We start from the raw sequence: 26,477 nt of genomic DNA on the forward strand, positions 1-26,477 counted from the left end.
CGACACTGACTTTTTCGCTGGGGAAGCGGGCGGGCGAACGACCGAAACAAGGTCATTTCGTGGCCTGGTCCAGCTTGGCTTTTCGCTTCGTCGAACGATGTTGCAAATGCGCGACGCTCGCCTGAACCCCTGATTTGGGGTTAGGATTCGCCCCCATGGCCCTGGACGTTTCCTCTCCCGTCGGCGGCGTCGTGTTCTTCGAGCGGCGCGAGATCGACCAGCTCCTGCGCCTCTACGGGCGGATGGTCGCGGCCGGCGAGTGGCGCGACTACGGCATGGGCGGCGCGGCCGACCACGCGGCCTTCTCGATCTTCCGCCACGCCGCCGAGGCCCCGCTCTATCGCGTCGAGAAGTGGCCGGAGCTGGCCCGCAAGCAAGGCCAGTGGCTGGTGCGCGGCCAGGGCGGCATGGTGCTCAAGCGCGGCCACGACCTGGCCCAGGTGCTGCGGCTGTTCGACAAGGGCAAGTTCAGGGTGGTCGAGTAGGGGTCTACAGCAGCTCGTGTAGCGCGACGCCGGCGCCGTCGCTGGCGGTCAGCAGCGTCTTGCTCTCGCTGGAGACGAACGAAAGTTCCAGTCGTCCCTCGGACGGCGGGTGGACCGCACGGGCGCCGTCCAGAACGCAGAGAGCGCCGAACATCGTCGCTTCGGCGGCGTCGGCTACGATGGCCCTGACGACGGCGCGATCGTCTTCGCTCAGACGATTATACCAATCACTGCGCTGGACGTGCTCAGGCGCCGGCCGCCGGCCCGGCGGCTTTTCGAGCTGGCGGGTCAGGTCGTTCACCGCCGCGGTTATCACGATCGTGCGGAGGCTGGCGACGAGGTTTTCAGGGGACATGTCGCTAACTTGGCCGCACGTCGCCCAGTCTGACAAGGGCGGCCGCCAGCACCCACGAAAAAGCCCCGGCGGAGCGATCCACCGGGGCTTCGTCATCTGTGCCTGGAAGGCGCCTTAGCGGCGGTCGCCCAGGAAGAACAGCAGGAAGCGGAACAGGTTGATGAAGTCCAGGTACAGGTTCAGCGCGCCGTAGTTGGTGGCCACCGACTTGGCGGCTGCGTCGCCGCCGACCTGGTAGTAGGTCATCTTCAGGTTCTGCGTGTCGTAGGCGATCAGGCCGGCGAAGATCAGCACGCCGATGGCGTTGATCGCGAAGACCAGCGGGCCCGACGGGAAGAAGATCGACACGATCGAGGCCAGGATCAGGCCCACCAGACCGATGATCAGGAAGCTGCCGAAACCGGTCAGGTCCTTCTTGGTGGTGTAGCCGAACAGGCTGAGCGCGCCGAAGGCGGTCGCCGTGATCAGGAAGGTCGAGGCCACGCTGCCGCCGGTGTACATCAGCACCACGGTGCCGAGCGACGCGCCGATCAGCGACACGATCGACCAGTAGATCACGCCCGCGGTGCGCGGGTTGATCGACTTCATGACGAAGCTCGAGAACAGCAGGATGGCCAGCGGGGCGAAGGCGATGACCATGCCCAGCAGCGTGTAGCCCACGCGGTTGCCGTTCACCTGGAACAGCAGGTCGCGCACGGGCGGGAACGAGCTGGTCGTCCAGGCGAGGGCGGCCGACAGCAGCAGGCCCAGCGCCACCTTGTTGTAGACGCCGAGCATGAAACTGCGCAGCCCGGCGTCAACCGACATGTCGACGCGATCCGCCGGGATCGTGCGCGCATAGTCGCGGTTGAAGTCGTTCATCGAAGGAAACCCTTATTTCAACGTCCCCGAGGGGACACGTGTGAAATATCGGATCGAATGGCCTTCTACGCAAGGCTTCAGGCGGGAAGACGAGGTCGGCGCGAATGTATCAAAGTATGTCCGGGCGCCCGAGGTTTGGGTTCGCCTTGGCGGCGCGACGTCCTAAATAGGTCGGTAAAGCCAAGCAGGGGACTTCATGGACTACGTCGAACTCGGCCGCACCGGCATCCAGGTCTCGCGCTGCTGCCTGGGCACCATGACCTGGGGCTCGCAGAACAGCGAGGAGGAGGCCCACGCCCAGATGGACTACGCCCTGGGGCGCGGGGTCACCTTCTGGGACACGGCCGAGATGTACGCCAGCCCGCCGACGGCCGAGACCCAAGGCAGCACCGAGCGCTATATCGGCAGCTGGCTGGCCAAGACCGGCAAGCGCAAGGACATCGTCCTGGCCTCGAAGGTGGCGGGCCGCGGCTCGGCCTTCGGCGGCCTGCCGTGGATGCGCGCCGACGGGGCCAGCACCCGCCAGACCAAGGCCCAGATCGACGAGGCGGTGGAAGGCTCGCTCAAGCGCCTGCGGACCGACTATCTAGATCTCTACCAGCTGCACTGGCCTGACCGCGCCGTGCGGGTGTTCGGCGGCCAGACCTACAAGGACTATGACGACGACTACGAGCGTTTCGGCGACATCCTCGAGGCGCTGGACGCGCACGTGAAGAAGGGCTCGATCCGGGCCCTGGGCGTCTCCAACGAGTTTCCCTGGGGTGTGATGAAGTTCCTGGCCGAGAGCGAGAAGCGGGGCCTGCCGCGCATCGCCTCGATCCAGAACGCCTATCACCTGGCCAACCGGGTGTTCGAATACGGCCTGGCCGAGATCGCCATGCGCGAGCAGGCGGGCCTCCTGGCCTATTCGCCCCTGGCCCAGGGCCAGCTGACCGGCAAGTACCTGGGCGGAAACCTGCCCGAGGGCTCGCGCAAGGCGCTCTATAACCGGATGCAGCGCTACGAGGGCCCCGGCGCGATCGAGGCGTTCACGGCCTATGTGGACCTGGCCCGCCAAAACGGCCTGGATCCGGCCCAGCTGGCCCTGAAGTTCGTCGACGCCCGCCCGTTCGTCACCGCCACGATCATCGGCGCGACCAGCATGGAGCAGCTGAAGACCGACATCGACGCCTTCGACGTGGAATGGACCGAGGAGCTGGAAAAGGCGGTCAACGCCATCCACGCGGCGCGGCCGAATCCTTGCCCGTGATCAAGATGCTCCCCCTGAAGGGGGAGCTGTCGCGGAGCGACTGAGGGGGAAGGGGCCTGTGAAGCAGCGACGGTATCGCCGTCAGCAGCCACTTCCCCGTCCGGCCCTTCGGGCCACCTCCCCCTTCAGGGGGAGGATCTCTCCTAAACCACCCCTCGCGCTTTCAGCTCGGCCACCTTCTCCGCGCTCATCCCCGCCACCTGGGTCAGCACCTCTTGCGTATGCTCGCCCAGCGTCGGGCCGGGCCAGCGGACGCCGCCGGGGGTGTCGGTGAGACGGGGGAAGGCGTTCTGCATCTTCACCTGACCGAATACCGGATGGGGCACCGAGACGATCGACTCGCGGGCCTGAAACTGCGGGTCGGCCAGCATTTCCGGGGCGCGGTAGATGCGGCCGCAGGCCAGGCCCGCTGCCTCCAGCTTCGGCAGCAGGTCGTCGATGTCCTGGTCCAGGGTCCAGGCGGCGATGCGGGCGTCGAGTTCGCCCTGGTTGACGCCCCGGGCGGCGTGGTCGCGATAGCGAGGATCCTCCGCCAGGTCCGGGCGGCCCATCAGCTCGCAGAGGCGCTTGAACAGGGTGTCCTGGTTGGCGCCGATCAGAACCAGCTCGCCGCTCCTGGTCGGATAGACGTTCGACGGGGCGATGCCGGGCAGCACCGCGCCCGAGCGCTCGCGGATGTAGCCGGTCAGGTCGTACTCGGTGACAAGGTTCTCCATCACCGTCAGCACGCTTTCATAGATCGCCGCGTCGACCACCTGGCCCTTGCCGGTGACGTGGCGGGCGTGCAGGGCCATCATCACCCCCAGCGCGGCGTTCAGGCCCGAGAGGCTGTCGCCGATCGAGATGCCGGCCCGGGCCGGATTGCGGTCGGGCTCGCCGGTGATGTGGCGCAGGCCGCCCATGGCCTCGCCGACCAGGGCGTAGCCGGCGCGCTTGGCGTAGGGGCCGGTCTGGCCGAAGCCCGAGACGCGGGCCATGACCAGGCCGGGATTGGTCTTGGCCAGGTCGTCATAGCCAAGGCCCCACTTTTCCAGCGTGCCGGGGCGGAAATTCTCGACCACCACGTCGGCCGCGGCGATCAGGTCGCGGGCGATGGCGCGGCCTTCGTCGGTGCGCAGGTCGACCGTGACCGACTTCTTGTTGCGGCCGATGACCGGCCACCAGGGCGACAGGCCCTTGGGCTTTGAGCGGCCCCACTGGCGCATCGGATCGCCGGTTCCAGGGTCTTCCAGCTTGATGACCTCGGCGCCGAAATCGCCCAGCACCTGGCCGCAGAACGGACCGGCGATCAGCTGTCCCATCTCGATGACGCGGACGCCCGCCAACGGTCCTTGGGTCATTTTGTTCCTCTCCCCGATCACGGAACCATCACGCGGCCGTGAGGCTTTCTTCGCCATGACGGCGGCGCGTGAAGCTGCCGCTTCTTCCTTAGAAAAACACGTAGGGAAAGAAAGCCATGACCCGCAAGCTTCTCATCGTCGGCGCCGCCTTCGCCGCTCTCAGCCTGGCCGCCTGCGGCCAGAAGACCGACGAGACCAAGGGCGCTGCGACGCCGGCCGAACAGGCCGCTACCCCGGACGCCAACCCTTCGGCCACCGTCCCGACCCCGGCCGACGAAGCCGCCGCTCCGGACTTCGCCGCCAAGGCCGCGGCAAGCGACATGTTCGAGATCGAGGCCGGCAAGGTGGCGCTCAAGCGCTCGACCAACGCCGACGTCAAGAAATTCGCCCAGGCGATGATCGACGCCCACACGGCCACCAGCCAGGGCCTGAAAGCCGCCATCGCCGCCTCGGGCGCCAGCATCACCCTGCCGACCGCCCTGCCGGAAGACCTGCAAGGCAAGCTGGACGACCTGAACAAGGCCGATGCCAAGGACTTCGACAAGAAGTACGCCGACAGCCAGGTCGACGCTCACCAGGCCGCGCTGAACCTGTTGCAGCGCTACGCCCAGGACGGCGACGTGGCCGCCATCAAGACCTTCGCCGCCGAGACCGCTCCCAAGGTCCAGGAACACCTGAACATGGCCGAGGGCCTGAAGAACGGCATGAAGTAAGGTTCGTTGGAGCCATGACGTGGAAAACCCCCGGTCGGAAGGCCGGGGGTTTTTCTATGGACTTCATGCTCCTCCCTCGCTTTAGCGGGGGAGGTGGCGCGCTGCGGATACGCAGCGTGGCGGAGGGGGCGAGGGACGGAGCGCCGTGCGCGCCGCCGCCCCCTCCACCGCTTCGCGGTCCCCCTCCCCCGTTTCACGGGGGAGGAGCTATTCCCTAGTCCGCCGCCTTCACCACGTTGTCGTCGCCGTTGCGGTCGATGACGAAGTTGTACGGGTCGACGCCGGCGAAGCGCGGGGCGACCTTGGTCACGAAGGTCAGGGTCTGGGTCCCGCTGCGGATCGGGCGGCGCTCCATGGCCACGACATCCTTCTGGGCGAAGTCCTTCTTGCCCGGCTCGGCCGTGAACAGGCCCACGTCCAGCACTTCGTTGAGGGCCGCGTCCGTCTCCTTGCCGCGACCGTCTGCGTACATCTTCTTGGCTTCGACCACGAGCTTGACGTCGTAGCGGCCGTCGGCCCGCCTCTTCACGGTCGCGCTCTTGGTCTTCAGGTCATAGAGCGTGATCTTTTCGAACAAGTCCGTGACCAGGGCCTGCTTGTCGGCCGGGACTTCGGCGCGGAGGATGCGCAGGAAGTCGAGCGTGGTCGGATAGGGCGCGCCCTTGAAGCCGTGGTCGGCGATCAGCTTGCGCAGCACCCGGTTGACCGTTTCCTCGCCCACCTCGTGCTGCAGCCGGTACATGACCAGCGAGCCCTTGCGGTAGTGGATGTAGCCCTGGTTCTCGACCCGGGCCAGCGGCTGCTCCTCGAGCACGTCGCCGCCGCGCGAGCGCAGGTAGCTGTTGAGCTCGAACTTCAGGAACTTGCGGATCTGGGCCTCGCCATACTTCCGCTTCATGACCATCAGGGCCGAGTACTGGGCGAAGGTCTCCGACAGCATGGTCGAGCCTTGCTGGTCGGCGCCCAGCACCTGGTGGGCCCACCACTGGTGGCCGATCTCGTGCGCGCCGACATAGGTGACCATGTCGATCTTCTCGGGATCGCGGTAGTCGGCGATGAAGAACATGCTCTCCGACCACGGGATTGTGCCGGCGAAGGCCTGGGCGAAATCGGCGTAGGCCGGGAATTCCTGGAAGCGCAGCTGCTTGAACTGATAGGGGCTGAACTCTTCCTGATAGTAGTCGAGCGAGGCCTTCATGCCCTCGCGCATGCGGTCGATGTTCCAGGCGTGCTGCGGGTCGTAATAGACCGCCAGGTCGATGCCCTTGTAGGTCTCGCGCGAGACCGCGTAGCGGGCCGACTGAATCGACAGGAACGGCAGGATCGGTGCGTCGGCCACGAAGCGCACGGTGCGGCGCTCGAGGTTCCCCGATTTCCAAACCCGCTCGGACACCTTGCTGCCCGGCGCGATCGGCGTCTGGTCGGCGTCGGTGGTGACGGTGATGTCGGAGGTGACGAAGTCGGCGTCCTTGCGCAGGCCGTTGAACTGACGGCTGGCCACGTCGCCCAGCTTGGCCATCCGCAACTCGGGCGGCAGGCCGTACTTGCGGCGCTTGGCGCGGTCCTGCAGCAGGCCGTCGCGGCCCATGCCCAGGATCGGCGCGATCTCCATGTTGTTGAGGAACGTGCCGTTGGCGACCACGCGGGTCTCGTTGCCGCTGTTCTTGAAGCCCTTCTGGCTGCGCTCGGTGATGAAGCTCATCCGGCGCGTCTCGCCTGGCGCCATCGGGGTGTCGAAGGCGAAGATCCGGTAGTTGAAGCGCTCGAAGGTCTGCTTGGCCCGGGCGCCTTCGATCGACAGGGCGCGGACGGCCAGGTCGCGATCGAAGCGGACGTGGATTTCCTTCAGCGGCGCGCCGGTCTTGTTCTGGAAGACATAGGCCCCGCGGGTCTCGGCCCGCGGCTCGCCCGGGTGGAGGTCGACATCCAGCTTCATGCCGGTGATCTTGGGCTGGGGCGTGTTCTCGTAGCGCAGCAGCGTCTTTTCGAGATCGGCGGTCCAGCGCTCGTCATCGAGGTTGGTGCGGTACTCGTTCCAGACGTTGGTGTTGACGAAGATGAAGCCGCCCAGGCCCGCGAAGACCAGGAAGACGACGCCGAACACCACGCCGCTTCCGCCGCGCAGGCGGCGGGGCAGGCGGCGCAGGCGCGGCAGCAGCCGGGTCTCGGTCCCGCGACGCCACAGGGCGTAGGACAGCACCGCCAGCAGCACGGCGAAGGCGCTCCAGTAGGCGCGGAACCACCAGGCCCCGATCCAGAAGGCGCCCAGGCGGTTCATGTCGGAGAACGGGGTCCCCGGCGAGCCGCCGTAGTTGTAGAGATTGTGCTGGAAGCCGAGGTTCGAGAACGTCACCTGGGTGACGACATAGACCACCATCAGGCCCCAGCCGATGAACTTGTGCGGGCTCAGCACCTGCAGGAACACGGCCAGCACGGCCAGCAGGATCCAGTCCACGCCCTGGGGCAGCACGTACCACAGGAGGTACTTGTCGAGCTCCAGCCGGAAATAGCCGTGACCGACCTGGCTGACCACGCCGGCGACGACGCTGACCAGCAGGGTCGACAGCAGCACCAGCGAGATGGCGGCGATCTTCGGGGCGGTGAAGGCCCAATCGCCGACTGGGGTGGAGTCGATGATCTCGTGGGTGCGGCGCTCGCGTTCGCGCCAGACCAGCTCGCCGGCGTAGTAGATGGCGATGATCATCGGGATCAGGCTGAACGAGCCGAGCAGCGGCCGCAGAAGGGCGCGGGTGACCGGATAGATCTGGCCGCCGTAGCCGTCCGCGTCGGTGGCGAACCACAGCGAGCCGGCGGCGTTGAACAGGCCCAGCGCCAGCAGCACGAAGAAGGCCGGGCTCTTGAACACCTGGCCCATGTCGAGTCGGGTGCGGGCGACGAACTGGACCCAGGCGGTGGCGGCGTCATGGCGCGGGGCGGGCAGGGGGCGCGGGGCCGGCGCGGGCGCGGCGGCTTCGGCCTTGGCGTCCTTGCGCGCGGCCTTGCGGGTCTTGCCGCCCGACAGCTCGGCCGACTGGAAGCGGAAGAGGCCGTAGGCGCCGGCCAGCAGGCCCATGGCGAGCACGATCACGAAGGCCCGGTTGAACAGCAGGGCGCCGGTCAGGGCCGGGGTGAGGGTGTTGCGCTCGTTGGCGGTCCAGTACTTGGTCGCCAGACTGAAGGCGCCGGTGCCCATCGGCTCCCACAGGGCCGCGGCCTGCTCGAACTCGGGCTTGTCCAGCGCGATGCCGGCCACCACCCACAGCACCAGGAAGCCGATGACGCCGACATAGGTCCACATCATCGAGCGGGTGACGGTGGCCAGGGCGAAGAACAGCGCCGAGGTCAGCAGCAGCGTCGGCAGGGCCAGCACGAAGTAGGCGTAGAAATAGGCGTTCAGCAGGTTGGGACCCAGTTTCTCCGGGTCGATCCACGGCATGACCGAGCCGATCAGCATGGCGATCGGCACGGCCAGGAACGAGATCGCGGCGGCCAGGAAGGCGCCGGCGAAGCGGCCGTACAGATAGTCGAACTTGCGGATGCGGGTGGTGCGCAGGATCGGGCCGTAGCCGGTCTCGTCGTCACGCACGATGACGTTGGCCACGAAGGCCGTCGTCACGAACATGTAGAAGATCGACAGGATCAGGTGGGTCTGGGCGATGGCGAACGGGGCGTTCTTGTGGATCGTGCCGCCGCCGCCGATCGAGATCTGCTCGATGGTCACCGACCCAAAGGTCAGCAGGAAGAACAGGACGGCGACCACCCAGAAGACCGGGGAACGCAGCTGGTAGCGGAGCTCGAAGCTCGCGATCTTTCCGAACATGACGCTCGCCCCCTTACGCCGCGCAGCGGGTGGTGGCGAGGGTCGAGAAATAGACGTCCTCAAGGCCGCCGGTGACGGGGGCGAAGCCCGCGCCGGGATCGGTGTCGGCCAGGACGTGGATGATGGTGCGGCCGCCCAGCAGTCGGGTCGAGATCACCTGGTGGGCCGCCTTGGCGTCCTCCAACTCGGCCTTGTCGATGGTCTTCTTCCAGATGCGGCCTTCGAGCTGGGCGATAAGGTCGGCCGGGGCGCCTTCGCGCACGATGCGGCCGTCGCAGATGATGGCCATGGCCGGGCAGAGGTCGGAGACGTCCTCGACGATGTGGGTCGACAGGATCACCACCACGTTCTCGCCGATCTCGGCCAGCAGGTTGAGGAAGCGGTTGCGCTCTTCGGGGTCGAGGCCGGCGGTGGGCTCGTCGACGATGATCAGGCGCGGATCGCCGATCAGGGCCTGGGCGATGCCAAAGCGCTGGCGCATGCCGCCCGAGAAGCCGGCGATGGCCTTGTTGCGGACGTTCCAAAGATTGACCTGGGCCAGCAGGCTCTCGACGGTGTCCTTGCGCTCCTTGCGGCCGGAGATGCCCTTCAGCACCGCCATGTGGTCGAGCATGTCGTAGGCGCTGACGCGCGGATAGACGCCGAAGTCCTGCGGCAGGTAGCCGAGCACGCGGCGCAGGGCTTCGGGATCCTTCAGGACATCGATGTCGCCGAAGCGGATGTGGCCCGAGGTCGGCGCCTGGAGAGTGGCGATGGTCCGCATCAGGGTGGACTTGCCGGCGCCGTTGGGGCCCAGCAGGCCGTACATCCCCCGCGGTATGGTCAGGCTGACCTCGTCCAGGGCGCGCACGCCGTTGCCATAGACGTGCGTCAGGTTTTCGATGATCAGCATCGGTACTCGCGGCCCCCGGTCTTGTTAACGCCAACAGTCCCCAACCCGACATGACAAGACGGCGAGAGCCTGGGCAAGTGAAAGAACGTTTAGGCGACCCGGTTCCCGGCCAGGGCGCCGCTTTTCCGGCGGGGTTCCGGTCGCGCGGTTTTGGGTCTAAGCAGGCGGCCATGACGACCTACGCCTTTTCCCCGCCCGTCCAGCCTTCGGTTCCGGTGGAAGGATCCGAGGCGGTCTTCCCCGTTCGCCGCATCCTGTGCGTGGGCCGCAACTACGCCGCCCACCGCGCCGAGATGGGCGGCGACGAGCGCGATCCGCCGTTCTTCTTCGCCAAGCCGGCCGACGCCATCGCGCCGCTTATGAAGGACGTGCCGTATCCTCCGCGCACGGCCGACCTGCATCACGAGATCGAGCTGGTGGTGGCGCTGAAGTCGGGCGGCGCGAACATCGCCGTCGACGACGCCCTGGACCACGTGTTCGGCTACGCCGTGGGCGTCGACCTCACCCGCCGCGACCTGCAGGGCGCGGCCAAGGCCAAGGGCCACCCCTGGGAAGCGGGCAAGGCCTTCGACTTCTCGGCCCCGATCTCGGCCATCCGCCCGGCGGCCGACGCGACGTTCGACGGCGCCATCTGGCTGACGGTCAACGGTGTGCAGCGCCAGACGGGCCTCGTCTCCGACATGATCTGGAACATCCCCGAGATCATCGCCGAGGCCAGCAAGCTGTGGACCCTGGCGGCCGGCGACCTGATCTTCACCGGCACCCCCGAGGGCGTCGCCGCGGTGGTCAAGGGCGACGAGATCGCCGGCGAGGTCGACGGCGTCGGCGCCCTGGCCTTCACCCTGGTCTAGAGGGAGCGCGCGGCCGTGACCCTGACGCTGTTCGGCTACTGGCGGGCGGCCGCGCCCTATCGCGTCCGCATCGGCCTCGCCCTCAAGGGCCTGGCCTACGACCAGGCGCCGGTGAACCTGCTCAAGGGCGAGCAGCGCCAGGCGGCGTATCGCGACCTGAACCCGCAGGGCCTGACCCCGGCCCTGGCGATCGGCGACGGCGTGGTGCTGACCCAGAGCCTGGCCATACTGGAATGGCTGGACGAGACCTTTCCAGAGCCCGCCCTGCTGCCGGCCGATCCACTGGGCCGCGCCCGCGTGCGTTCCATGGCCCAGGTCGTGGCCTGCGACATCCATCCGCTGAACAACGTGCGGGTCACCGGCGAGCTGGCCGCGCGAGGCCAGGACGAGGCCGCCCGCAAGGCGTGGATGGCCCGCTGGCTGGCCGAGGGCTTCACCGCCCTGGAAGCCGCCGTCGCCGCCCATGGCGGGACCTATGCCTATGGCGACACGCCGACCCTGGCCGATGTCTGCATCGTGCCGCAGGTCTATGGCGCGCGCCGGTTCAACATCGACCTTTCACCCTATCCGACCCTGGTGGCGGCCGCCGACCGCGCCGCCGACCATCCCGCTTTCGCCGCTGCTCACCCCAGCCTCCAGCCGGACGCCGCCGATGCTTGAAGATCTGAAAACCAACAACGCCAACTGGTCGAAGCGCAAGACGCAGGTCGACGCCGACTTCTTCAAGCGCCTGGAGAACCAGCAGAGCCCCGAGTACCTGTGGATCGGCTGCAGCGACAGCCGCGTGCCGGCCAACGAGATCGTGGGCCTCGATCCAGGCGAGCTGTTCGTGCACCGCAACGTCGCCAACCTGGCCCCGCCGCAGGACGCCAACTACCTGTCCGTGCTGCAGTTCGCGGTCGACGTGCTGAAGGTCAAGCACATCATGGTCGTGGGCCACTACGGCTGCGGCGGCGTGGCGGCGGCCATCGACGGCAAGCGCCGGGGCCTCGTGGACCACTGGCTGCACCCGATCCGCGAGGTCCACGCCGAGCACCGCTGCGAGCTGGACGCCATCCCCGAAGAGCGCGACCGTCTCAATCGCCTGTGCGAGCTGAACGTTATCCGCCAGGTGCGCAACGTCGCCTCGGACGTCTTCGTGCAGGACGCCTGGGCCCGCGGCCAGAGCCTGGCCGTGCACGGCTGGGTCTATTCCCTGGCCAACGGCCTGGTCACCGACCTGAACGTCGGCATCGAGAGCATCGAGGACTATCAGCGGGTTCTGGAAGGCAAGGCCTAGCCGAGATGGCGTGCGCCGACGACGCGATCGGAGCGTCCGGCCCGCTGGGTCTGGATGATCTGCTTTCGGCGCGCGCCTTGCTCGCGCCGGAGGTCTTCGACGCGCCGGTCCCAGTGCTGGGCGCGCTGCTGGCCGATGGCTGGGCCAGCTTCCGGTTCGGTTTGACGGCCCACGGGGACCGTCGCGAGGTGCTGACGGCGGAAGGATGGCGTGTCGGCGAGGACGAGGCGCGCCTGCGGATCCGCGACCAGCACCCGCAGGCCGCTATCCTTCGCCTGGCGCTCGTCGAGGGCGCGGCCGAGATGGCGGCGAACATCCGCTCGCCGGGGTTTGGCCTGTCGCCGGTCGCCGACCTGCTGACGCTGGCGTTCGAAACGGAGGCCGGCATGATCCGCTTCGAGGCCAGACCGGACGTCTATGCCTTGCCGAGCCTCTGGCGAGCCCCCGCGCGGCGAGAACAAATCTAGCCGCGCCCGATCGTCGCAGTTGGCGGATCGCCGTTCGATGCTTACTTGTTCGTCACCATCCCCTGCCACGGTGGTTGCATGGACGCCTTTCTCCAGAGCCTGCACAGCCTCGTCGTCGAGCACCGCCTGCTGGTGTGCGCGATCCTGGCGGTCGTCACCCTGCTCGAAGCGTTGATGCTGGTCGGGGTGCTGATCCCGATCATGGCGGTGATGTTGACGGCCGGCGCGCTGATCGCCACCGGCTCGCTGCATCCGGTCGAGGTGATCGTCTGGTGCAGCGTCGGTGCGGCCCTGGGCGACGCGATCTCCTATCTGATGGGCCGCCACATGGGCGCCTGGGCCGTGCGCCATCCGGTGCTGGCCAAGCACCGCCGCACGGTGGCGCGCGCCCGCCTCTACACCCGCCGTTACGGCGTGCTGGCCCTGGCCGTGGCCCGTTACCTCGGCCCGCTGCGGCCGTTCGTGCCCATGGCCGCGGGCATGACCCGGATGCGCGACTGGACCTTCCACGCGGCCAACACCGTCACCGCCCCGGTCTGGGTGGTCAGCGTCCTGGCCCCCGGCTATCTGGCGGCCCGCAACCTCGGCTACTGGAAGCCCGATCCGATGCTGCTGGGAACCCTGGTCGCCGGCGCCCTGCTGCTGGTCGCCACGCTGGCCCTGGTGCGTATCAACAAGGCCGCGCCCTCGAAGGCCTGAGCCTTCCCGTTCAGCCCGGCGCCCTGATGCGCACTCGGGCGCTGGCCGCCCGGCCCTGGTCGTCGACCACCCGCAGCCGATAGAAGCCCGCCGCCGCCGGCCGCCAGACCGGCTTGCCGCCGACCGGATCGTCGGCCAGGGGCTTGCCGTCCACGTACCACGACAGGTTCTCGCCGCCGGCCGCCAGCACCAGGCCGCGCGAACCCTTGCCCAGCCCCTCGACCTGCACCGTCGCGCCGTCGGGCGGGAAGATCAGGCGGGGACCCTCGTCGGCCACGGTCCGCAACTGCTGTAGGGCGCCCGGCGCCGACTTCGGCGCGATCGGGCGCGGGGCGGTGGGTGGCGCGCCCACCAGGTCGGCGACGTCGAACAGGGTGGGCAGGGCCGCGTCGCGCCCCGTGAGGCCGCCGCGCGCGCCGCCGTCGGCCCGGCCGGTCCAGACGACGATGGCGTGGCCGCCGACGATCCCCGCCGCCACCGCGTCGCGAAAGCCGTAGGAGGTGCCGGTCTTGAAGGCCATGGCCGGACCGCCCCGTGTCAGGGCCGAAGGCGCGCGACCGCGCGGGCCGGGCGCCTCGCGCAGGATGTCGAGCACCTGGTTCACGGCCTCGGGCCGGGCGATGCGGGTTCCGGCCTGGTGTTCGCGGTCCCTGGCCTGGTCGAGCGTATAGGCCAGCGGCTTGACCACCCCGCCGTCGCCCAGGCCAGCATAGAGGGTGGCGAGGTCGCGCAGGGTGATGCCCGCCCCGCCCAGGGCCAGGGCCAGGCCCGCGGCCTTCACCTCGGCCTTGGGGCGCAGCAGCTTGACGCCGCCGGCCTCGAGGCGGGCGGCGAAGGCCTCGGGGCCGATCTTCTCCAGGGTGGCGACGGCCGGCACGTTCAGCGAATAGGCCAGGGCCTCGCGGGCGGTGACCTTGCCGTGGAACACCCGGTCGAAGTTCTCCGGCTGGTAGTCGGCGAAACGCGTCTGGGCGTCGTCGATCTGGGTGTCGGGCGCCAGCATGCCGTCGTCGAAGGCGAAGGCGTAGACGAAGGGCTTCAGCGCCGAGCCGGGTGATCGCACGGCGCTGGTCATGTCCACCCAGCCGCCGGGCCGATCGCGGCCGGCCGAGCCCACGAGAGCGCGCACGGCCCGGTCGCGGATCCGCACGACGATGATGGCGGCGGTGGCTTCGGGACCCTGGCCGGCGGCGACGGCGGCGGCCAGGGGCTCCAGCCGCGATTGCAGGTCGGGGTCGATGGTGGTCAGCACGCTGGGCTGGCTGGCGGGCGCGGCGGCGGCCTGCTGGCCGGCTAGGTGCCAGGCCATGGCCGGGAAGGGGCTGCGGCGCGGGATCAGCTCGCCCTCGGCCTCGACGGCGGCGATGTTGGTCAGCACCCCGGCGCGGACCATCTTGTCCAGCACCGCCCGGCGCGCCTCGCGCGCGGCCTCGGGCCGGCGGTCGGGACGGCGGGCCTCGGGCGCCTGGGGCAGGGCGATCAGCAGGGCCTGCTCGCCGTCGGTCAGGCTGGACGGCTCGTGGCCGAAATAGGAGAGGCTGGCCCCGCGCACCCCCTCCAGATTGCCGCCGTAGGGGGCAAGCGTCAGGTAGAGGGCGAGGATCTCGTCCTTGCTCAGCCGGCTTTCCAGCTGGGCGGCGCGAACCATCTCGATCAGCTTGGAGCCGAGGTTGCGCGGCCGGGGCTCCAGCAGGCGGGCGGTCTGCATCGACAGGGTCGAGGCGCCGCTGCTGACCCGGCCGTGCACGATCGCCGATCCCGTGGCGCGGACCACGGCGATGGGATCGACGCCCAGATGCCAACGGAAACGAGCGTCCTCTACCGCCACGAGACGCTTGAGGAAGGTCGGGTCGGTGCGTTCGAGGTCGGCCCTCACCCGCCAGCGGCCGTCCTCCACCGGCAGGGCGCGCAGCCACGCCCCGCGCTCGCCCAGCACCACGGGGGAAGAGCGCTTGGCGCGGCTCATGTCCGGCGGGAAGGCGGCGCTGAGCGCGAACACCCCGACCTGGGCGGCGAGGAAGCCGGTGAGCAGGCGGGTGATCAGCGGGACCTTCCCCTCCCCCTGGATGGGGGAGGGGGCAGGGGTGGGGGTGGTCTCGGCGTTGGCGGTGGTCACGGCGCTTCACCTTCAAGCGCTGTCACCCCCATCCCCGACCCTTCCCCCATCAAAGGGGGAAGGGAGTAGTCAGCGGTCACTGCCCCGCCGCGATGATCGTGCGGCCGGCGTCCGACCGGGCGGCGATGCTCGGGCGGTACATGTCCTTGGCCACGGCGCCGGGCAGGAAGAACTCGCCCGGCGTCACGGCCCGCGCGATGTAGGCCATGGCGAAGGGCTTGTTGCCCTCCAGGTCGAGCGCGGCGATGTAGCGGTCGTCGCGGCTTTCCTGGGCGTCCGGCGTCGACAGCTCCCCTAAGAACCGGAACGGTCCGTTCTGGGCGTCGTCGGCGCCGAGCGGGGCCTCGATCTCGAAGCCGGCCGGCAGGGCGTCGTCGACCACCAGGGCGGTCGAGCGGGCCTGCATCGACCGGCCCTGGATCAGCACGATCACCCGTTCGCCCTGGCGGATGGCCGACGGATCGACCGCCCCGCCGCTCATCGTGAACAGCCGCTTGCTGACCGACAGGCCGTTGCTCTCGGCGACCGGGGCTGCGATCGGCGTGCCGCGGACGCTGACCGTCCGCCACAGGGCGCCCTTGCCCTTGTTGGTGAAGCGGGCGTCGGCCAGCTTGCCCACGGCCCAGCGCGGCGCGCCGCCGGCAGCCGGCAGGGCGACGACGTTCTGGGCCTCGATATTGATGGGGCCGGCGGCCTTCATCAGCTGGTGGGCGGCGTAGAGAAGCTGGGCCTGCTCCTGGGTGTTCAGGGCGTCGGGATCCTTGACCACGTTCTCCAGGCGGCCTTGCAGCCTGGCGGCGACGTCGGTCTGGCCGGCCTGAACCGCCAGAGCCGTGACGGCGGCCACGTCGCGCAGCGGGCTCTGGTACCAGTCGTATTCGTCGCGCCAGTTCAGCGAGTTCACCGCCTGGCGCATGGCCGAGCGGGCCCGGGCGTGGTCGCCCATCAGCGCCAGGCCCGCGGCCACCTGGGCCTTGGCGATCGGCTGGTCCTCGTCCTTCATCTGCACGTCGTGCCACCAGCGCAGGCGGGCCAGGTCCCCGCGCCCGGCCTTGGCCAGGACGTAGAGGGCGTAGGCGCTGGCCCGGCGGCGCATGCGCTGGGTCGCCTTGCGGCTTTCGTCCTCGTTGCGGCCCCACCAGGACGGATACTCCATCCGGTAGGCGACCGAGGCCCAGCCGTCGGGACGGCTGACCTGACGCATGGCGTTCAGCGCCTTGTCCAGAGCCTCGTCGGGCACGGCCACGCCTTGCGCCTTGGCCTCCAGCAGGAAGTCGGTGGCGTAGGCGCCCAGCCACGGGTCGGCCTCGCCATCGCCCACCCGCCACAGGCCGAAGGCCCCGTCGAGGGTCTGGCGATCCAAGAGGCGGCCCACCGCCCCGGCCAGGGCGGCCGGCGTGCGCTTGAGCTTGGGATCGGTCGAGAGGCTCTGGGCGTAGAGCAGCGGATAGGCCGCCGACACCACCTGTTCGGTGCAGCCGTACGGGTAGCGCTGCAAGGCCACCGCGATCGCCGACGGGTCGAAGCCCTTGAACGGCGAGTAGCTGACCTGCAGCGTCACGTCGCCGGCCGCCAGGCCCGACAAGAGCTGGTAGCCCGGCGTGTAGGTCGCGCCCGGGGCCTGCAGCTCGGTGGTGGTGCGCACCACGTCGCCCCAGCCCAGGCGGGTCTGGATCGGATAGTCCTTGGCTGTCGAGAAGTCGGGACCGGTGACCTTGAAGCCGATCTTGCCGATGCCGGTGACGTCGGGCGCCAGGAAGGGGATCTTCTCGGCGACGCGCTGGCCCAGGATCAGGGTGATCACCTTCCTGAAGGCGACCTTCAATCCGCCGGACGCATTGGCCTCGGCGGTGTAGGCGCCGGGCTTGCCCTCGACATTGTGCAGCTCCAGCGTCGCGGTCGGCTTGTCGCCGGGCGACAGGAAGCGGGGCAGGTTGAGGTCGGCCACCACCGGCTGGCGCACGGTCATGGCCTTGGAGCCCGAGCCCACGGCGTTGTCGGTCCAGGCCACGGCCATGATCCGCAGCTCGCCGTTGAAGTCGGCCGGCGGCAGCTTGATCGTCGCCTTGCCGTCGAGGCCGGTCTCGACCACGCCCGACCACAGGGCCACGGTCTTGATCGGCGTGACCGTCAGGCCCTCGCCGCCCAGTTCGTCGCCGCCGAAGTTGACGTTGGCCGGCGCGCCCATGTTCGGATCGAGCAGGCGGCCGTAGTCGTCACGGTAGTCGAGCGTCAGGGCCCGCTTGCCGAAGTACCACTTCACCGGGTCGGGGCTTTCCTGGCGGGTCAGGCGCAGCACGCCCTCGTCCACCGCCGCCACCGTGACGCGGGCCTTCTGGCCAAAGGAGAGGCCCTGCACCTTGAGCGGGATTTCCACCGGCGCCTTGGAGTCGAGCTTCGCAGGCGTTGCGATGTCGACCGTCAGCTTGCGGCCCTTGGGCTCCAGCGGCACGTAGACGAGGCCCAGGGCCCGCTTGGGCTTGGGCGAGGCCACGGGGTCGCGCGGCTGGATGACGGTGACCATCACATAGGCCCCGCCGCCCCAGGCGGCGCTGGTCTTCAGCTTCACGGTCGCGCCGTTCTCGCCGACCGAGATGGTCTTGAAGTCGATCAGGCGGTCGGTGGCCACGGCCACCTGGGCCTGGCCGGCATAGGGGGCCTTCAGCGTGATCTCGACGGTGTCGCCCTGGGCGTAGGCCTTTGCTCCGGCCGAAACGCGGACGAAGTCGGGGGCCTCGGCGTCCTTGGCCGGCGAGCCCCAGCCCGACGAGAAGCGCGCGACGGTCTTGGTCCCTTCGGGGCCTTCGATCACCAGCCGGTAGTCGCCCCAGCCCAGGCGGCGGTTGATCCGCGCGCTGGACCCGGCCGACATGTTCAGCGCGCCCTTGGCCACGACGGCGTCGCGGCTGGTGCGCCGCCACTGCCAGCGGCCGTCCTGCTGGAACCAGTCGTAGTTCCAGTTCTCGCTGATCAGGGTGTAGCTGGCGGTGGTCGAGACCTTCTTGCCGGCGGCGTCGACGGCGATGACCTCGAGGCTCACCGGCGGGTCGTCGCGGCCGGAACCGTCGCCCTGCTCGACCTTGACGCCGTAATAGATCGGCTTGCCGCGAACCTTGAGCTCCAGGCCCTCGCGCACGGGACGGCCGCCGGGCTCGAACACCGAGGCGGTGACCGCCGCCACCAGGGGCTGGCCGGTGTCGCCGACGTCGGAGGTGCCGAGGTTCAGGACCGCGCGGCCTTCGCCGTCGGTAACGGTCGTGCCCAGCTCGATCAGCTTCTCGTCGAAGGGCTCCTTGGCGTCGCCCCACTCGAAGCCCCTGTATTGCGGGAAGGGATCGGCATCCCGGCGCAGGCGGGCCTCGCCCTGCGTCTGCAGGCCCGAGCCCGGCGCGCCGTAGAGGAAGCGGGCGTTGACCGCGATCTGGCGGGTCTCGCCGATGCGGATCGGCGTGCTCTCCTGGCCGGTGGCGGTGACCGCCAGCCGCTGGGGCGCGAAGTCCTCGACGCTGAAGCTCAGCGAGCCGGACGAGGCCTCGATGCCTTCGATGTGCAGTTCGGCGGTCCAGCGGCCGCGCGGGGCGCTGCGCGGCAGGGCGATGTCGATCGGCACGGCGCCGGCGTTGGCCTGACCGAACCACCAGCGCTTGAACTCCACGCCCGAGGGGCGCTTGACCAGAATGTAGCCCTTGCGGTCGTTGACCGCCTTGGCCATGCGGTCGCGGATCATCGCCGTCAGGTGCACGGTCTCGCCGGGGCGATAGATGCCGCGGTCGGCATAGAGCCAGCCGTCGATGTCGCTGCCGACGGCGCGGCCGCCCTCGCTTTCGGTGCGGCCGCCGACGCCCTGCTTGGACAGGTCCACCGGCGAGCGGTCGAGGTCGAGCACCGACAGGTCGCCTTCGGGACCATAGGCCATGACCATCTTGGCGCGCTCGCCGCCTTCGCCCTTCAGCAGGGGGCGGGGGAAGCGCACGCGGCCGTCGGCGTCGCTCTTGACCTCGGCCAGGGGCTCGCCGTCCCGGGCGACCAGGGCCACGCGCACGCCGGCCACGGTCTTGGCGGTCTTCAGCGAGCGGACCACGACGTCCAGCGCTTCGGAGCCGTCATAGGCGATCAGCGCCATGTCGGTGAACACGATCCAGCGGCGGGCCTGGGCCGGCGGGGTGTCGCCCTCGCCGTCGGGATCGCGGCCGCCCGAGGCGTCGCGCGCCTTGATCAGATAGGCGCCGGGCTTCATCTCCTTGAGCACCGCGCCCAGCGGGAAGACCGTGGTGGCCTTGGCGCCGGCCGCGCCGTCGACCGAGACCTCGCCCTTCCAGATGCGGCGGCCTTCGTCGCCGGCGCTGTCCTCGCCATAGTCGCCGGCCCAGTCGCCCTCGCCGGTGGGATCGGGCGCGCTGATCGACTTGCGCACCAGGTTGCGGTCGGACACGCGCCAGACTTCGACGGCCAGCTTCTGGACGTTCATGGTCTCGATGGCGACGCCGTCGGACTCCTCGCGCGGCAGGATCACACCGTCGCCGGCGAAGCCGACATAGGGGGGCTTTTCGCCGAAGGTGAAGTCGACGTCGGCGTTGGCGCCCAGGGTCTCGCCGCCCTTGGCGGGCAGGCCCTTGAGCAGGGTGATGCGGCGGTCGGTGAAGCCGACGCCGCCGATGCACAGCTCGTCGCCCTTGACCCGCACGGCCGGGGTGCGGCCGAGGTCGGGCGAGACCATGACGAAGTCGGCATAGGCCGTGGACGGGTCGAGATCGCGGCTCATCTGGATGCAGGCCATGGCCTCGCCGCCGGAGCTGTCGATGCGGGTGCGCCAGACGGCGAAGCCTTCGGGCTTGGGGACGCCGCGCCGGCGGGCGTTTGCGTCGCGCGGCTTGCCGAACAGCGACCAGGCCTCGCCCTTGACGGCGGCCGCGCCGGACGCGGCCTTGGTCCCGCCGCCGAACCAGCCGAGATCGGCGGTCTTGGCGGCCACGAAGCCGCCGCCGAAGCCGACGACCAGCGCGCCCGCCGCTATGGCCACGGCGGGGGTCTTCAGCTGAGACTTGATCCGGGTCCAGACGGAGGTTTTGGCCGCGCCGTCGCCTTGCGGCGTCTCGTCCGTCGACATCCGTCGTCTCTCCCAAACCCGAAGTGATTTGGGGGACTTGAACCTAAGCGCGAGCGGGGGTCAACGGCGTCGCGATAATGGTTCTCAAGGTTTCGCGCGAAGCAACCGGTTACCGCTTCCGGTCAAGCTTCGAAGGCGACCTGGGCGGTGGTCAGGTCGTAGGTGGCCGGCACGATCTTCAGGCGGCCCTGGGCGATGCGCTCGGCCAGGATGCCGTCGGCGACCTTGAGGCGCGAGGCAATGTTGCGGGCGTTGCGGCGGGCGGCAGCGTCGTGCAGGTCGGCGGCCTTCTCGCCCTGGGCGTCGAACACCGCCGGCAGGATCGGCGCCAGCATGGCCTCGAACACGCCGGTGGGGCGGGACTTGCGGGTGGCCGCGTCGACGGCCGCGCCGACCACGCCGCACTTGGTGTGGCCCAGCACCACGACCAGCGAGGCGCCCAGGGTATCGACGGCGTAGACGATGGCGCCCAAGGCTTCGGGGCCGACGGTCGGGCCGGCCGCGCGCAGGACGAAGAGGTCGCCCAGATTGCAGTTGAACAGAAGCTCGGGCGCCACGCGGCTGTCGCTGCAGGCCACGACCACGGCGAACGGCCGCTCGCTGGCGGCCATCTCGCCGATACGGGCGATCGATGGCGAGACGAGGCTGGCGCCGCCGCGGGCGAAGGCGGCGTTGCCCTGCTTGAGCCGGCCCAGGGCCTCGTCGGGGCTGATGCTGGGGACGGGCTTGGCCGGCTGCACCTGCACGCCCGAGACGGTGGTCGGGTCTTCGGCCTGCGCGCCCTCCAGCGGCTTGACCGTCTTCAGCGCCTTGTCGAGGGCGGCCTTGTCGCCGGGCTGGGTGGCCAGGGCCTTGGCGGTGCGGCGCGCCTTGGGCTTCCAGACCGGCGGGGTCCTGGTCTCCTGGTAGCCCTCGGCATGAGCCAGGACGGGGGCTGCGAGGCCGGCGGCCAGCCCGCCCAGCAGGATGCGTCGAGAAACCATGGTCGCCCCCGGAAACGATAAGAACGGCGCGACCCTAGGGGCTGGGGGTTAACCGGAACCCAAGCCGGGTTCAGAGCGGCAATTCGACGCGCTTGACCACGGTGCGCATGGCGATCGACGAGCTGACCCGCACCACGCCGGGGATCCGCGTCAGTTCCTGGCTGTGCACCCGTTCCAGGTCGTCGACATCGGCCACCACCAGCCGCAGCAGGTAGTCCGAGCCGCCGGTCATCAGGTAGCACTCGGCCACCTCACGCACGTTTGCGACCGCTTTCTCGAAGGCGGTCAGGGCGGCCTCGGCCTGGGACGACAGGGTGACGGTGACGAAGACGCTGAGCGGCAGGCCCACGGCCCGCTCGTCGATCACCGCGGCGTAGCGGCCGATGACCCCGGCGTCCTCCAGGGCCCGCACCCGGCGCAGGCAGGCCGACTCCGACAGATTGGCCGCCTTGGCCATGTCGACATAGCTGGCCCGGCCCTCGCGCTGGAGCAGGCGGAGGATCTTTCGGTCGAACACATCCAGCGTGACCGGGGATTTCTTCACCGAATGGCTCCGTTTACGCAGGATTCCTGCATACCACGTTCTTTGAGGGACGAAAGAACCAAGAAACATGCGAACGTAGAGGCGTACACCAGCGTTAAAGCTAAAAAGCGAGGAAACATCATGCGCGTTGGCGTCCCCTCCGAGATCAAACCGGGCGAACACCGGGTCGGCCTGACCCCCACCGCCGTCCGCGAATATGTCGCCCACGGCCATCAGGTGCTGGTGCAGCAGGGCGCAGGCCTGGGCGCCGGCTATGCCGACGAGGCCTATGTGAAGGCCGGCGCGAGCATCGCCCCCGACGCCGACGCGGTGTTCTCGGGCGGCGAGATGATCGTCAAGGTCAAGGAACCGCAGAAGGTCGAGTGGGAGCGCCTGACCGAGCGCCACATCCTGTTCACCTACCTGCACCTGGCGCCCGATCCGGCCCAGACCGAAGGCCTGCTGAAGAGCGGCTGCGCGGCCATCGCCTACGAGACCGTCACCGACGCCAAGGGCGGCCTGCCGCTGCTGGCCCCGATGTCGGAAGTGGCCGGCCGTATCGCTGTGTTCTCGGCGGCCGAGACCCTGCTCAAGCACAATGGCGGCATGGGCCTCTTGCTCTGCGGCGTGCCCGGCGTGCCGCCGGCCCGCGTGGCGGTGCTGGGCGGCGGCGTGGTCGGCAGCAACGCTGCCCGCATGGCCGCCGGCCTGGGCGCCGAAGTGGTGGTGCTGGAACGCTCGATCCCGAGAATGCGCGAGTTGGACGACCTTTATCAGGGCCGGATCCTGACCCGCTACTCGACCCTGGACGCGGTGGAGGAAGAGATCCTCAAGGCCGACGTCGTCATCGGCGCAGTGCTGACCGCCGGCGCCGCGGCGCCCAAGCTGGTGCGTCGCGAGCATCTGTCGCGGATGAAGCCGGGCTCGGTGCTGGTCGACGTGTCGATCGACCAGGGCGGCTGCTTCGAGACCAGCCACCCGACCACCCACGCCGAGCCGACCTACACGGTCGACGGCGTGGTCCACTACTGCGTGGCCAACATGCCCGGCGCCGCCCCGCGCACCTCGTCCGAAGCCCTGGGCAACGCCACCCTGCCGTTTGGCCTGGCCCTGGCCGACAAGGGTCTCGACGCCCTGGAGGACAACGTCCACCTGGCGCGCGGCCTCAATGTTCTGGGCGGCAAACTGACCCACCCGGCCGTGGCCCAGGCCCTGGTCAAGGACTTCGTCGACCCGTTCGGCGTCTGGGGCGGCTCGAAGCTGTAGCTATCCAACTTCCGTCATCCCGGAAGCCGCGTAAGCGGCTATCCGGGACCCAGGGGCCGCCCGCGGTGCGGTGTCAGCTGCTGTCGGCGGTTGCCTGTGCGGTGCGTCCGCCCCTGGGTCCCGGCTCTTCGCGCTGTGGCCGGGATGACGAGGATTGTTGACGTCTAGAGCCCCGCCATTTCCTCGATCACCTTCAGCGCCGCTTCGCGCGGGTCGTTGGCGGCGGTGATCGGGCGGCCGCAGACCAGGTGGCTGGCGCCGGCCTTCAAGGCGTCGGCCGGGGTCGCGGCGCGAGCCTGGTCGTTCTTGGCGGCCCAGAACGGACGCACGCCCGGCGTCACCACCAGGAAGTCCGGACCGCCGATCTCGCGAGCCAAAGCGGCTTCGTGAGGGGACGAGACGATGCCGTCGACCCCGCACTCGATGGCCTGGCGGATGCGGCGCTCAACCAGGGCGCGGGCGCTGAAGGCGTAGCCCATCTCGATCAAGTCGGCGTCGGTCAGGCTGGTCAGCACGGTGACGGCCAGGATCTTCAGGTCCGAGCCGGCCTTGGCCTTCACCGCCGCCTGCATCACCTGCGGCTCGGCATGGACCGTCAGCAGGTCGCAGCCGGCCCCGGCCAGCACCCGGGCCGAGCGCTCCACCGTCGCGCCGATGTCGTGCAGCTTCCAATCGAGGAACACCTGCTTGCCGGCCTTCTTGAGGTCGCCGGCGAAGGCCATGCCGTCCGTGGCCAGCAGTTCCAGGCCGATCTTGTAGAACGAGGCGGCGTCGTCGATGCGCTCGACCATTTTCCGGGCGTCGGCGACCGTCGGCAGGTCCAGCGGGATGATCAGGCGCGGATCGGCGGTCATGGATGAGGCTCCGGTGTTGGCGCGCGCTACCGCATCGCTCTAGAGAGAGCGACGGTTTCCCGCATAGTCATGAAGGTTGAGGACGTCGAATGAGCCAGGCCGAACTCGCCGTCAACTTCTTCGTCGCGCTGTTCGCCCTGATCGACCCGATCGGCAACGTGCCGCTGTTCGCCGCCGCCACCCTGGGCGCGGCCTCGGCCGGCCGGCGGATGGTGGCCGTCTACATCGGCCTGTTCGTCGTGGCCTTCCTGGTCTTCTTCTATTTCACGGGCGTGGCGCTGCTGGAGTTCTTCGGCATCTCGATGCCGGCCTTCCGCATCGCCGGCGGCATCATCCTGTTCATTCTCGGCCTGGACATGGTGCGCGACGACTTCACCACCATGTTCGCCGACGCGGCCGAGGGCGAAGGCGAGCCGCTTTCGGCGCGGGTCTATGCCAAGAAGCGGTTCGAGCGGCTGATCGTGCCGTTCGCCATGCCGCTGTTGATCGGTCCGGGGGCGATCTCGACCGTGATCATCTACGCCAGCGAGGCCAAGCACCTGGGCCTGGCCGGCATGGCGCTGGGCGTGGGCGTCATCGCAGCGGTGTCGGTGGTGCTGGTCGCCACCTTCTGGGCCGCGCCGGTGATCAGCAAGGTGCTGGGCCGGATCGGCATGAGCATCGTCGTGCGGGTGCTGGGCCTGATCCTCTGCGCCCTGGCCGTTCAGTTCGTGCTGATCGGTGTGGGCGACGCGACGCGCGGTCTGATCCGGGCGGACGCCAAGGCGCCGTACGCGGCGGAGAAGTAGTCAGGCGGGCGCCATGGGGCGGAGGCGGACCTTGGCGTCGGCCAGGGCCGCTTCGACCAGTTCGAGCGGCAAGGCCTGCTCGAACTGCGACACCGTCATCGGACCGCCGTCCTCGTGCTGGGCGATCTCCATCACCAGCTCCATGTCGCCGGTGTTGCGCACCTCGATCATCACGGTCTCCCGCGAGCCGTCGTCGGTGAAGTAGAGGGTCCAGGATCGTCCCGCCTGTTCGAAGACCGGCATGCTCAAACCTTCCGGAACTTCCCGCCCTGGCTGGCGATCAACGCCAAGGCCCATTCGTCGGGGATGATCTTGGCCAGCACGGCGATGGCCTTGTTGGGCGCGCCGGTGACGCAGACCGGGCGGTTGGCCTCGGCCGCCTCGTAGCCGGCGGCGGCGACCTCGTCGGCGCCCATCCACATCCAGGTCGGCAGGCTCTGGCTGACCTGGGCCCGGGTGCCGTTGACGTCGTGGAATTCCGACAGGGTGAAGCCCGGGCACAGGGCGCTGGCGTGCACGCCGCTCCCCAGGTTTTCCAGGTGCAGGCTCTGGGAGAACTTCACCAGGAAGCTTTTCGTCGCCGCATAGAGGGTGTGGCCGGCCGAGCCGGGGGCCAGACCCGCCAGCGAAGCGACGTTGACGATGCGTCCGAAGCGGCGCTCGACCATGCCCGGCAGCACCTTGTGGGTCATTTCGCAGACCGAGGTCAGCATCACCTGCAGGAAGGCCGACTGGTCGGCCCAGCTGGTCTTGTCGAAGGTTCCGGGCAGGCCGTAGCCGGCGTTGTTGACGAGGGCGTCGATGTCGCGGCCCTCGGCGGCGATCGCGGCAAGCACCGCATCCACGCCGCCCGGATCGGCCAGGTCGGCGGAGATCGCATAGGCCTCGACCCCGAAGCGCATCCGGATCTCGGCGGCCAGCGACTCCAGCCGGTCGAGCCGGCGGGCGGTCAGGGCCACGTCGTAGCCGTGGCTGGCGTAGATGCGGGCGAAGGCGGCCCCGATGCCGGCGGAGGCGCCGGTGATCAGGGCGAGGCGGCGGGCCATGGAGTCGAAGGTCCTGCAAGCAAAGCGTCACAGGAGTCGAGCACGCCCGCCGATCCGGTTCAAGCGGGGCGGAGGAACGACCTGGGGGAGGGCGGGGTCGGTCGTTCCTCCGCGAAGGCGCGCCCTCGGGGGAGGGGCAGGGCGCGCCCGATGCCTGAAGTCTTAGGCCGCGTCGCTCAGCGCCGGTTGCGCGCCGCGGGTCCAGCGTACGGCGGCCTCGGCCACGCGCACGCCCAGCAGGCGGGCGGTCTCGCGGTCGCCGGCCGGCGGGGTGATCTCCGGCGAGGCGTTGTCCGACTGGGCGGCGACGCCGACGAACGAGCCCACGCGGTTGATCGTCTCCGGACCGCGCTCGGCGGCCGTGACGGCCGGCGGGGCGACGCCGAGGTTGATCCAGTTCATGCCGTGCTGGGCGGCCAGGATCGTCAGGCTGTTGAGGGCGTGGCCCTTGTCGCCGGCGAAGCTGTGCGAGTTGGTGAAGCCCGCGGCCAGCTTGTCCTTCCAGCCGCCGGTGAAGAACACCGCCGAGGTGGCGTCGGCGAAGACTTTGAACACGCCCGAGACGTCGCCCATGTAGGTCGGCGCGCCGAACACGACGGCGTCGGCCTCGGTGATGGCGTCGAGGATCGGCTTGAAGTCCTGGGCGGCGTTTTCGATCTGCAGCAGGACCGGGGTCTGGCCGGCGTCGCGGACGCCTTGGGCGACCTTGTCGGCGAGGACGGCGGTGTGGCCGTAGCCCGAGTGATAGACGATGGCGACCTTGGTGGTCATGGCGGTGGTCCC

The 26,477-nt window shown here is 69.4% G+C and carries 23 protein-coding genes and 1 pseudogene; 10 read left to right on the top strand and 14 right to left on the bottom strand.

All coding sequences use genetic code 11. The features are described 5' to 3' along the window. Positions 1-155: 155 nt before the first annotated feature. Positions 156-485, top strand: coding sequence for a DUF2794 domain-containing protein (locus P7A99_RS14120; protein WP_277794462.1), 330 nt, complete (start codon positions 156-158; stop codon positions 483-485). Between the two features lie 4 nt (positions 486-489). Here P7A99_RS14120 and P7A99_RS14125 read toward each other — a convergent pair whose 3' ends face one another. Both P7A99_RS14125 and P7A99_RS14130 read right to left on the bottom strand, forming a co-directional pair. Beyond that, positions 490-840, bottom strand: coding sequence for a hypothetical protein (locus tag P7A99_RS14125; protein WP_277794463.1), 351 nt, complete (start codon positions 838-840; stop codon positions 490-492). Positions 841-954: 114 nt separating this feature from the next. Beyond that, complete coding sequence (locus P7A99_RS14130; protein ID WP_277794464.1) at positions 955-1,701, bottom strand: Bax inhibitor-1/YccA family protein; 747 nt, start codon at positions 1,699-1,701, stop codon at positions 955-957. Positions 1,702-1,897: 196 nt separating this feature from the next. Here P7A99_RS14130 and P7A99_RS14135 point away from each other — a divergent pair, with 196 nt between their 5' ends. Beyond that, on the top strand, positions 1,898-2,950 hold the full coding sequence (locus P7A99_RS14135; protein ID WP_277794465.1) for an aldo/keto reductase: 1,053 nt from the start codon (positions 1,898-1,900) through the stop codon (positions 2,948-2,950). 143 nt (positions 2,951-3,093) lie between these two features. Here P7A99_RS14135 and P7A99_RS14140 read toward each other — a convergent pair whose 3' ends face one another. Next, positions 3,094-4,290 (bottom strand): CaiB/BaiF CoA transferase family protein, encoded by a 1,197-nt coding sequence (locus P7A99_RS14140; protein ID WP_277794466.1) that lies wholly within the window; start codon positions 4,288-4,290, stop codon positions 3,094-3,096. A 116-nt stretch (positions 4,291-4,406) separates the two neighbouring features. Here P7A99_RS14140 and P7A99_RS14145 point away from each other — a divergent pair, with 116 nt between their 5' ends. Next, complete coding sequence (locus P7A99_RS14145) at positions 4,407-5,003, top strand: DUF4142 domain-containing protein (RefSeq protein ID WP_109101127.1); 597 nt, start codon at positions 4,407-4,409, stop codon at positions 5,001-5,003. An 81-nt stretch (positions 5,004-5,084) separates the two neighbouring features. Here P7A99_RS14145 and P7A99_RS25215 read toward each other — a convergent pair. From P7A99_RS25215 to P7A99_RS14155, 3 genes and pseudogenes are all read right to left on the bottom strand, one after another. Then, a pseudogene (locus tag P7A99_RS25215) lies at positions 5,085-5,210 on the bottom strand (hypothetical protein); the annotation flags it as partial. Between the two features lie 7 nt (positions 5,211-5,217). After that, complete coding sequence (locus P7A99_RS14150; RefSeq protein WP_277794467.1) at positions 5,218-8,823, bottom strand: ABC transporter permease/M1 family aminopeptidase; 3,606 nt, start codon at positions 8,821-8,823, stop codon at positions 5,218-5,220. A gap of 13 nt (positions 8,824-8,836) precedes the next feature. Then, entirely contained in the window at positions 8,837-9,715 is an 879-nt protein-coding gene (locus P7A99_RS14155) for an ABC transporter ATP-binding protein (RefSeq protein WP_277794468.1), read from the bottom strand. Positions 9,716-9,885: 170 nt separating this feature from the next. On the opposite strand from P7A99_RS14155, the gene P7A99_RS14160 reads away from it, so the two are divergent. From P7A99_RS14160 to P7A99_RS14180, 5 genes are all read left to right on the top strand, one after another. Next, positions 9,886-10,566: a fumarylacetoacetate hydrolase family protein gene (locus tag P7A99_RS14160; RefSeq protein WP_277794469.1), complete on the top strand. Its 681-nt coding sequence runs from the start codon at positions 9,886-9,888 to the stop codon at positions 10,564-10,566. A 15-nt stretch (positions 10,567-10,581) separates the two neighbouring features. Further along, positions 10,582-11,226: a maleylacetoacetate isomerase gene (gene maiA / locus P7A99_RS14165; protein ID WP_277794470.1), complete on the top strand. Its 645-nt coding sequence runs from the start codon at positions 10,582-10,584 to the stop codon at positions 11,224-11,226. Next, positions 11,219-11,845 (top strand): carbonic anhydrase, encoded by a 627-nt coding sequence (locus P7A99_RS14170; RefSeq protein ID WP_277794471.1) that lies wholly within the window; start codon positions 11,219-11,221, stop codon positions 11,843-11,845. Before maiA ends, P7A99_RS14170 begins: the two co-directional genes overlap by 8 nt. 5 nt (positions 11,846-11,850) lie before the next feature. Next, entirely contained in the window at positions 11,851-12,312 is a 462-nt protein-coding gene (locus P7A99_RS14175; protein ID WP_277794472.1) for a hypothetical protein, read from the top strand. Positions 12,313-12,390: 78 nt separating this feature from the next. Then, positions 12,391-13,011 (top strand): DedA family protein, encoded by a 621-nt coding sequence (locus P7A99_RS14180; protein ID WP_277794473.1) that lies wholly within the window; start codon positions 12,391-12,393, stop codon positions 13,009-13,011. A 10-nt stretch (positions 13,012-13,021) separates the two neighbouring features. Here P7A99_RS14180 and pbpC read toward each other — a convergent pair whose 3' ends face one another. The 4 genes from pbpC to P7A99_RS14200 form a co-directional block, all read right to left on the bottom strand. Further along, entirely contained in the window at positions 13,022-15,127 is a 2,106-nt protein-coding gene (gene pbpC / locus P7A99_RS14185; RefSeq protein ID WP_431307676.1) for a penicillin-binding protein 1C, read from the bottom strand. A gap of 76 nt (positions 15,128-15,203) precedes the next feature. Continuing rightward, a complete protein-coding gene (locus P7A99_RS14190; RefSeq protein ID WP_277794474.1) occupies positions 15,204-20,234 on the bottom strand; it encodes an alpha-2-macroglobulin family protein in 5,031 nt (1,676 codons plus the stop codon). A gap of 122 nt (positions 20,235-20,356) precedes the next feature. Continuing rightward, a complete protein-coding gene (locus P7A99_RS14195) occupies positions 20,357-21,217 on the bottom strand; it encodes a carbonic anhydrase (protein WP_277794475.1) in 861 nt (286 codons plus the stop codon). 70 nt (positions 21,218-21,287) lie between these two features. Further along, positions 21,288-21,761: an Lrp/AsnC ligand binding domain-containing protein gene (locus P7A99_RS14200; protein WP_165258397.1), complete on the bottom strand. Its 474-nt coding sequence runs from the start codon at positions 21,759-21,761 to the stop codon at positions 21,288-21,290. A 120-nt stretch (positions 21,762-21,881) separates the two neighbouring features. Here P7A99_RS14200 and ald point away from each other — a divergent pair, with 120 nt between their 5' ends. Next, positions 21,882-23,006 (top strand): alanine dehydrogenase, encoded by a 1,125-nt coding sequence (ald, locus tag P7A99_RS14205; RefSeq protein ID WP_277794476.1) that lies wholly within the window; start codon positions 21,882-21,884, stop codon positions 23,004-23,006. Between the two features lie 164 nt (positions 23,007-23,170). Here ald and pyrF read toward each other — a convergent pair whose 3' ends face one another. Then, complete coding sequence (gene pyrF, locus P7A99_RS14210; protein WP_058348559.1) at positions 23,171-23,860, bottom strand: orotidine-5'-phosphate decarboxylase; 690 nt, start codon at positions 23,858-23,860, stop codon at positions 23,171-23,173. Positions 23,861-23,949: 89 nt separating this feature from the next. Between pyrF and P7A99_RS14215 the strand changes: the two genes are divergently transcribed. Next, positions 23,950-24,648: a MarC family protein gene (locus P7A99_RS14215; RefSeq protein WP_109101139.1), complete on the top strand. Its 699-nt coding sequence runs from the start codon at positions 23,950-23,952 to the stop codon at positions 24,646-24,648. Here P7A99_RS14215 and P7A99_RS14220 read toward each other — a convergent pair whose 3' ends face one another. The 3 genes from P7A99_RS14220 to P7A99_RS14230 form a co-directional block, all read right to left on the bottom strand. Then, positions 24,649-24,891 (bottom strand): hypothetical protein, encoded by a 243-nt coding sequence (locus tag P7A99_RS14220; protein ID WP_277794477.1) that lies wholly within the window; start codon positions 24,889-24,891, stop codon positions 24,649-24,651. 2 nt (positions 24,892-24,893) lie between these two features. Next, positions 24,894-25,694, bottom strand: coding sequence for an SDR family NAD(P)-dependent oxidoreductase (locus P7A99_RS14225; RefSeq protein WP_277794478.1), 801 nt, complete (start codon positions 25,692-25,694; stop codon positions 24,894-24,896). Between the two features lie 162 nt (positions 25,695-25,856). Further along, positions 25,857-26,465 carry a flavodoxin family protein gene (locus P7A99_RS14230; protein ID WP_277794479.1) on the bottom strand — a complete coding sequence of 203 codons (609 nt, stop codon included), beginning with the start codon at positions 26,463-26,465 and terminating at the stop codon, positions 25,857-25,859. Positions 26,466-26,477: the final 12 nt, after the last annotated feature.

The organism is Caulobacter endophyticus (genome assembly GCF_029543245.1).
Taxonomy (GTDB): Bacteria; Pseudomonadota; Alphaproteobacteria; order Caulobacterales; family Caulobacteraceae; genus Caulobacter; species Caulobacter endophyticus_A.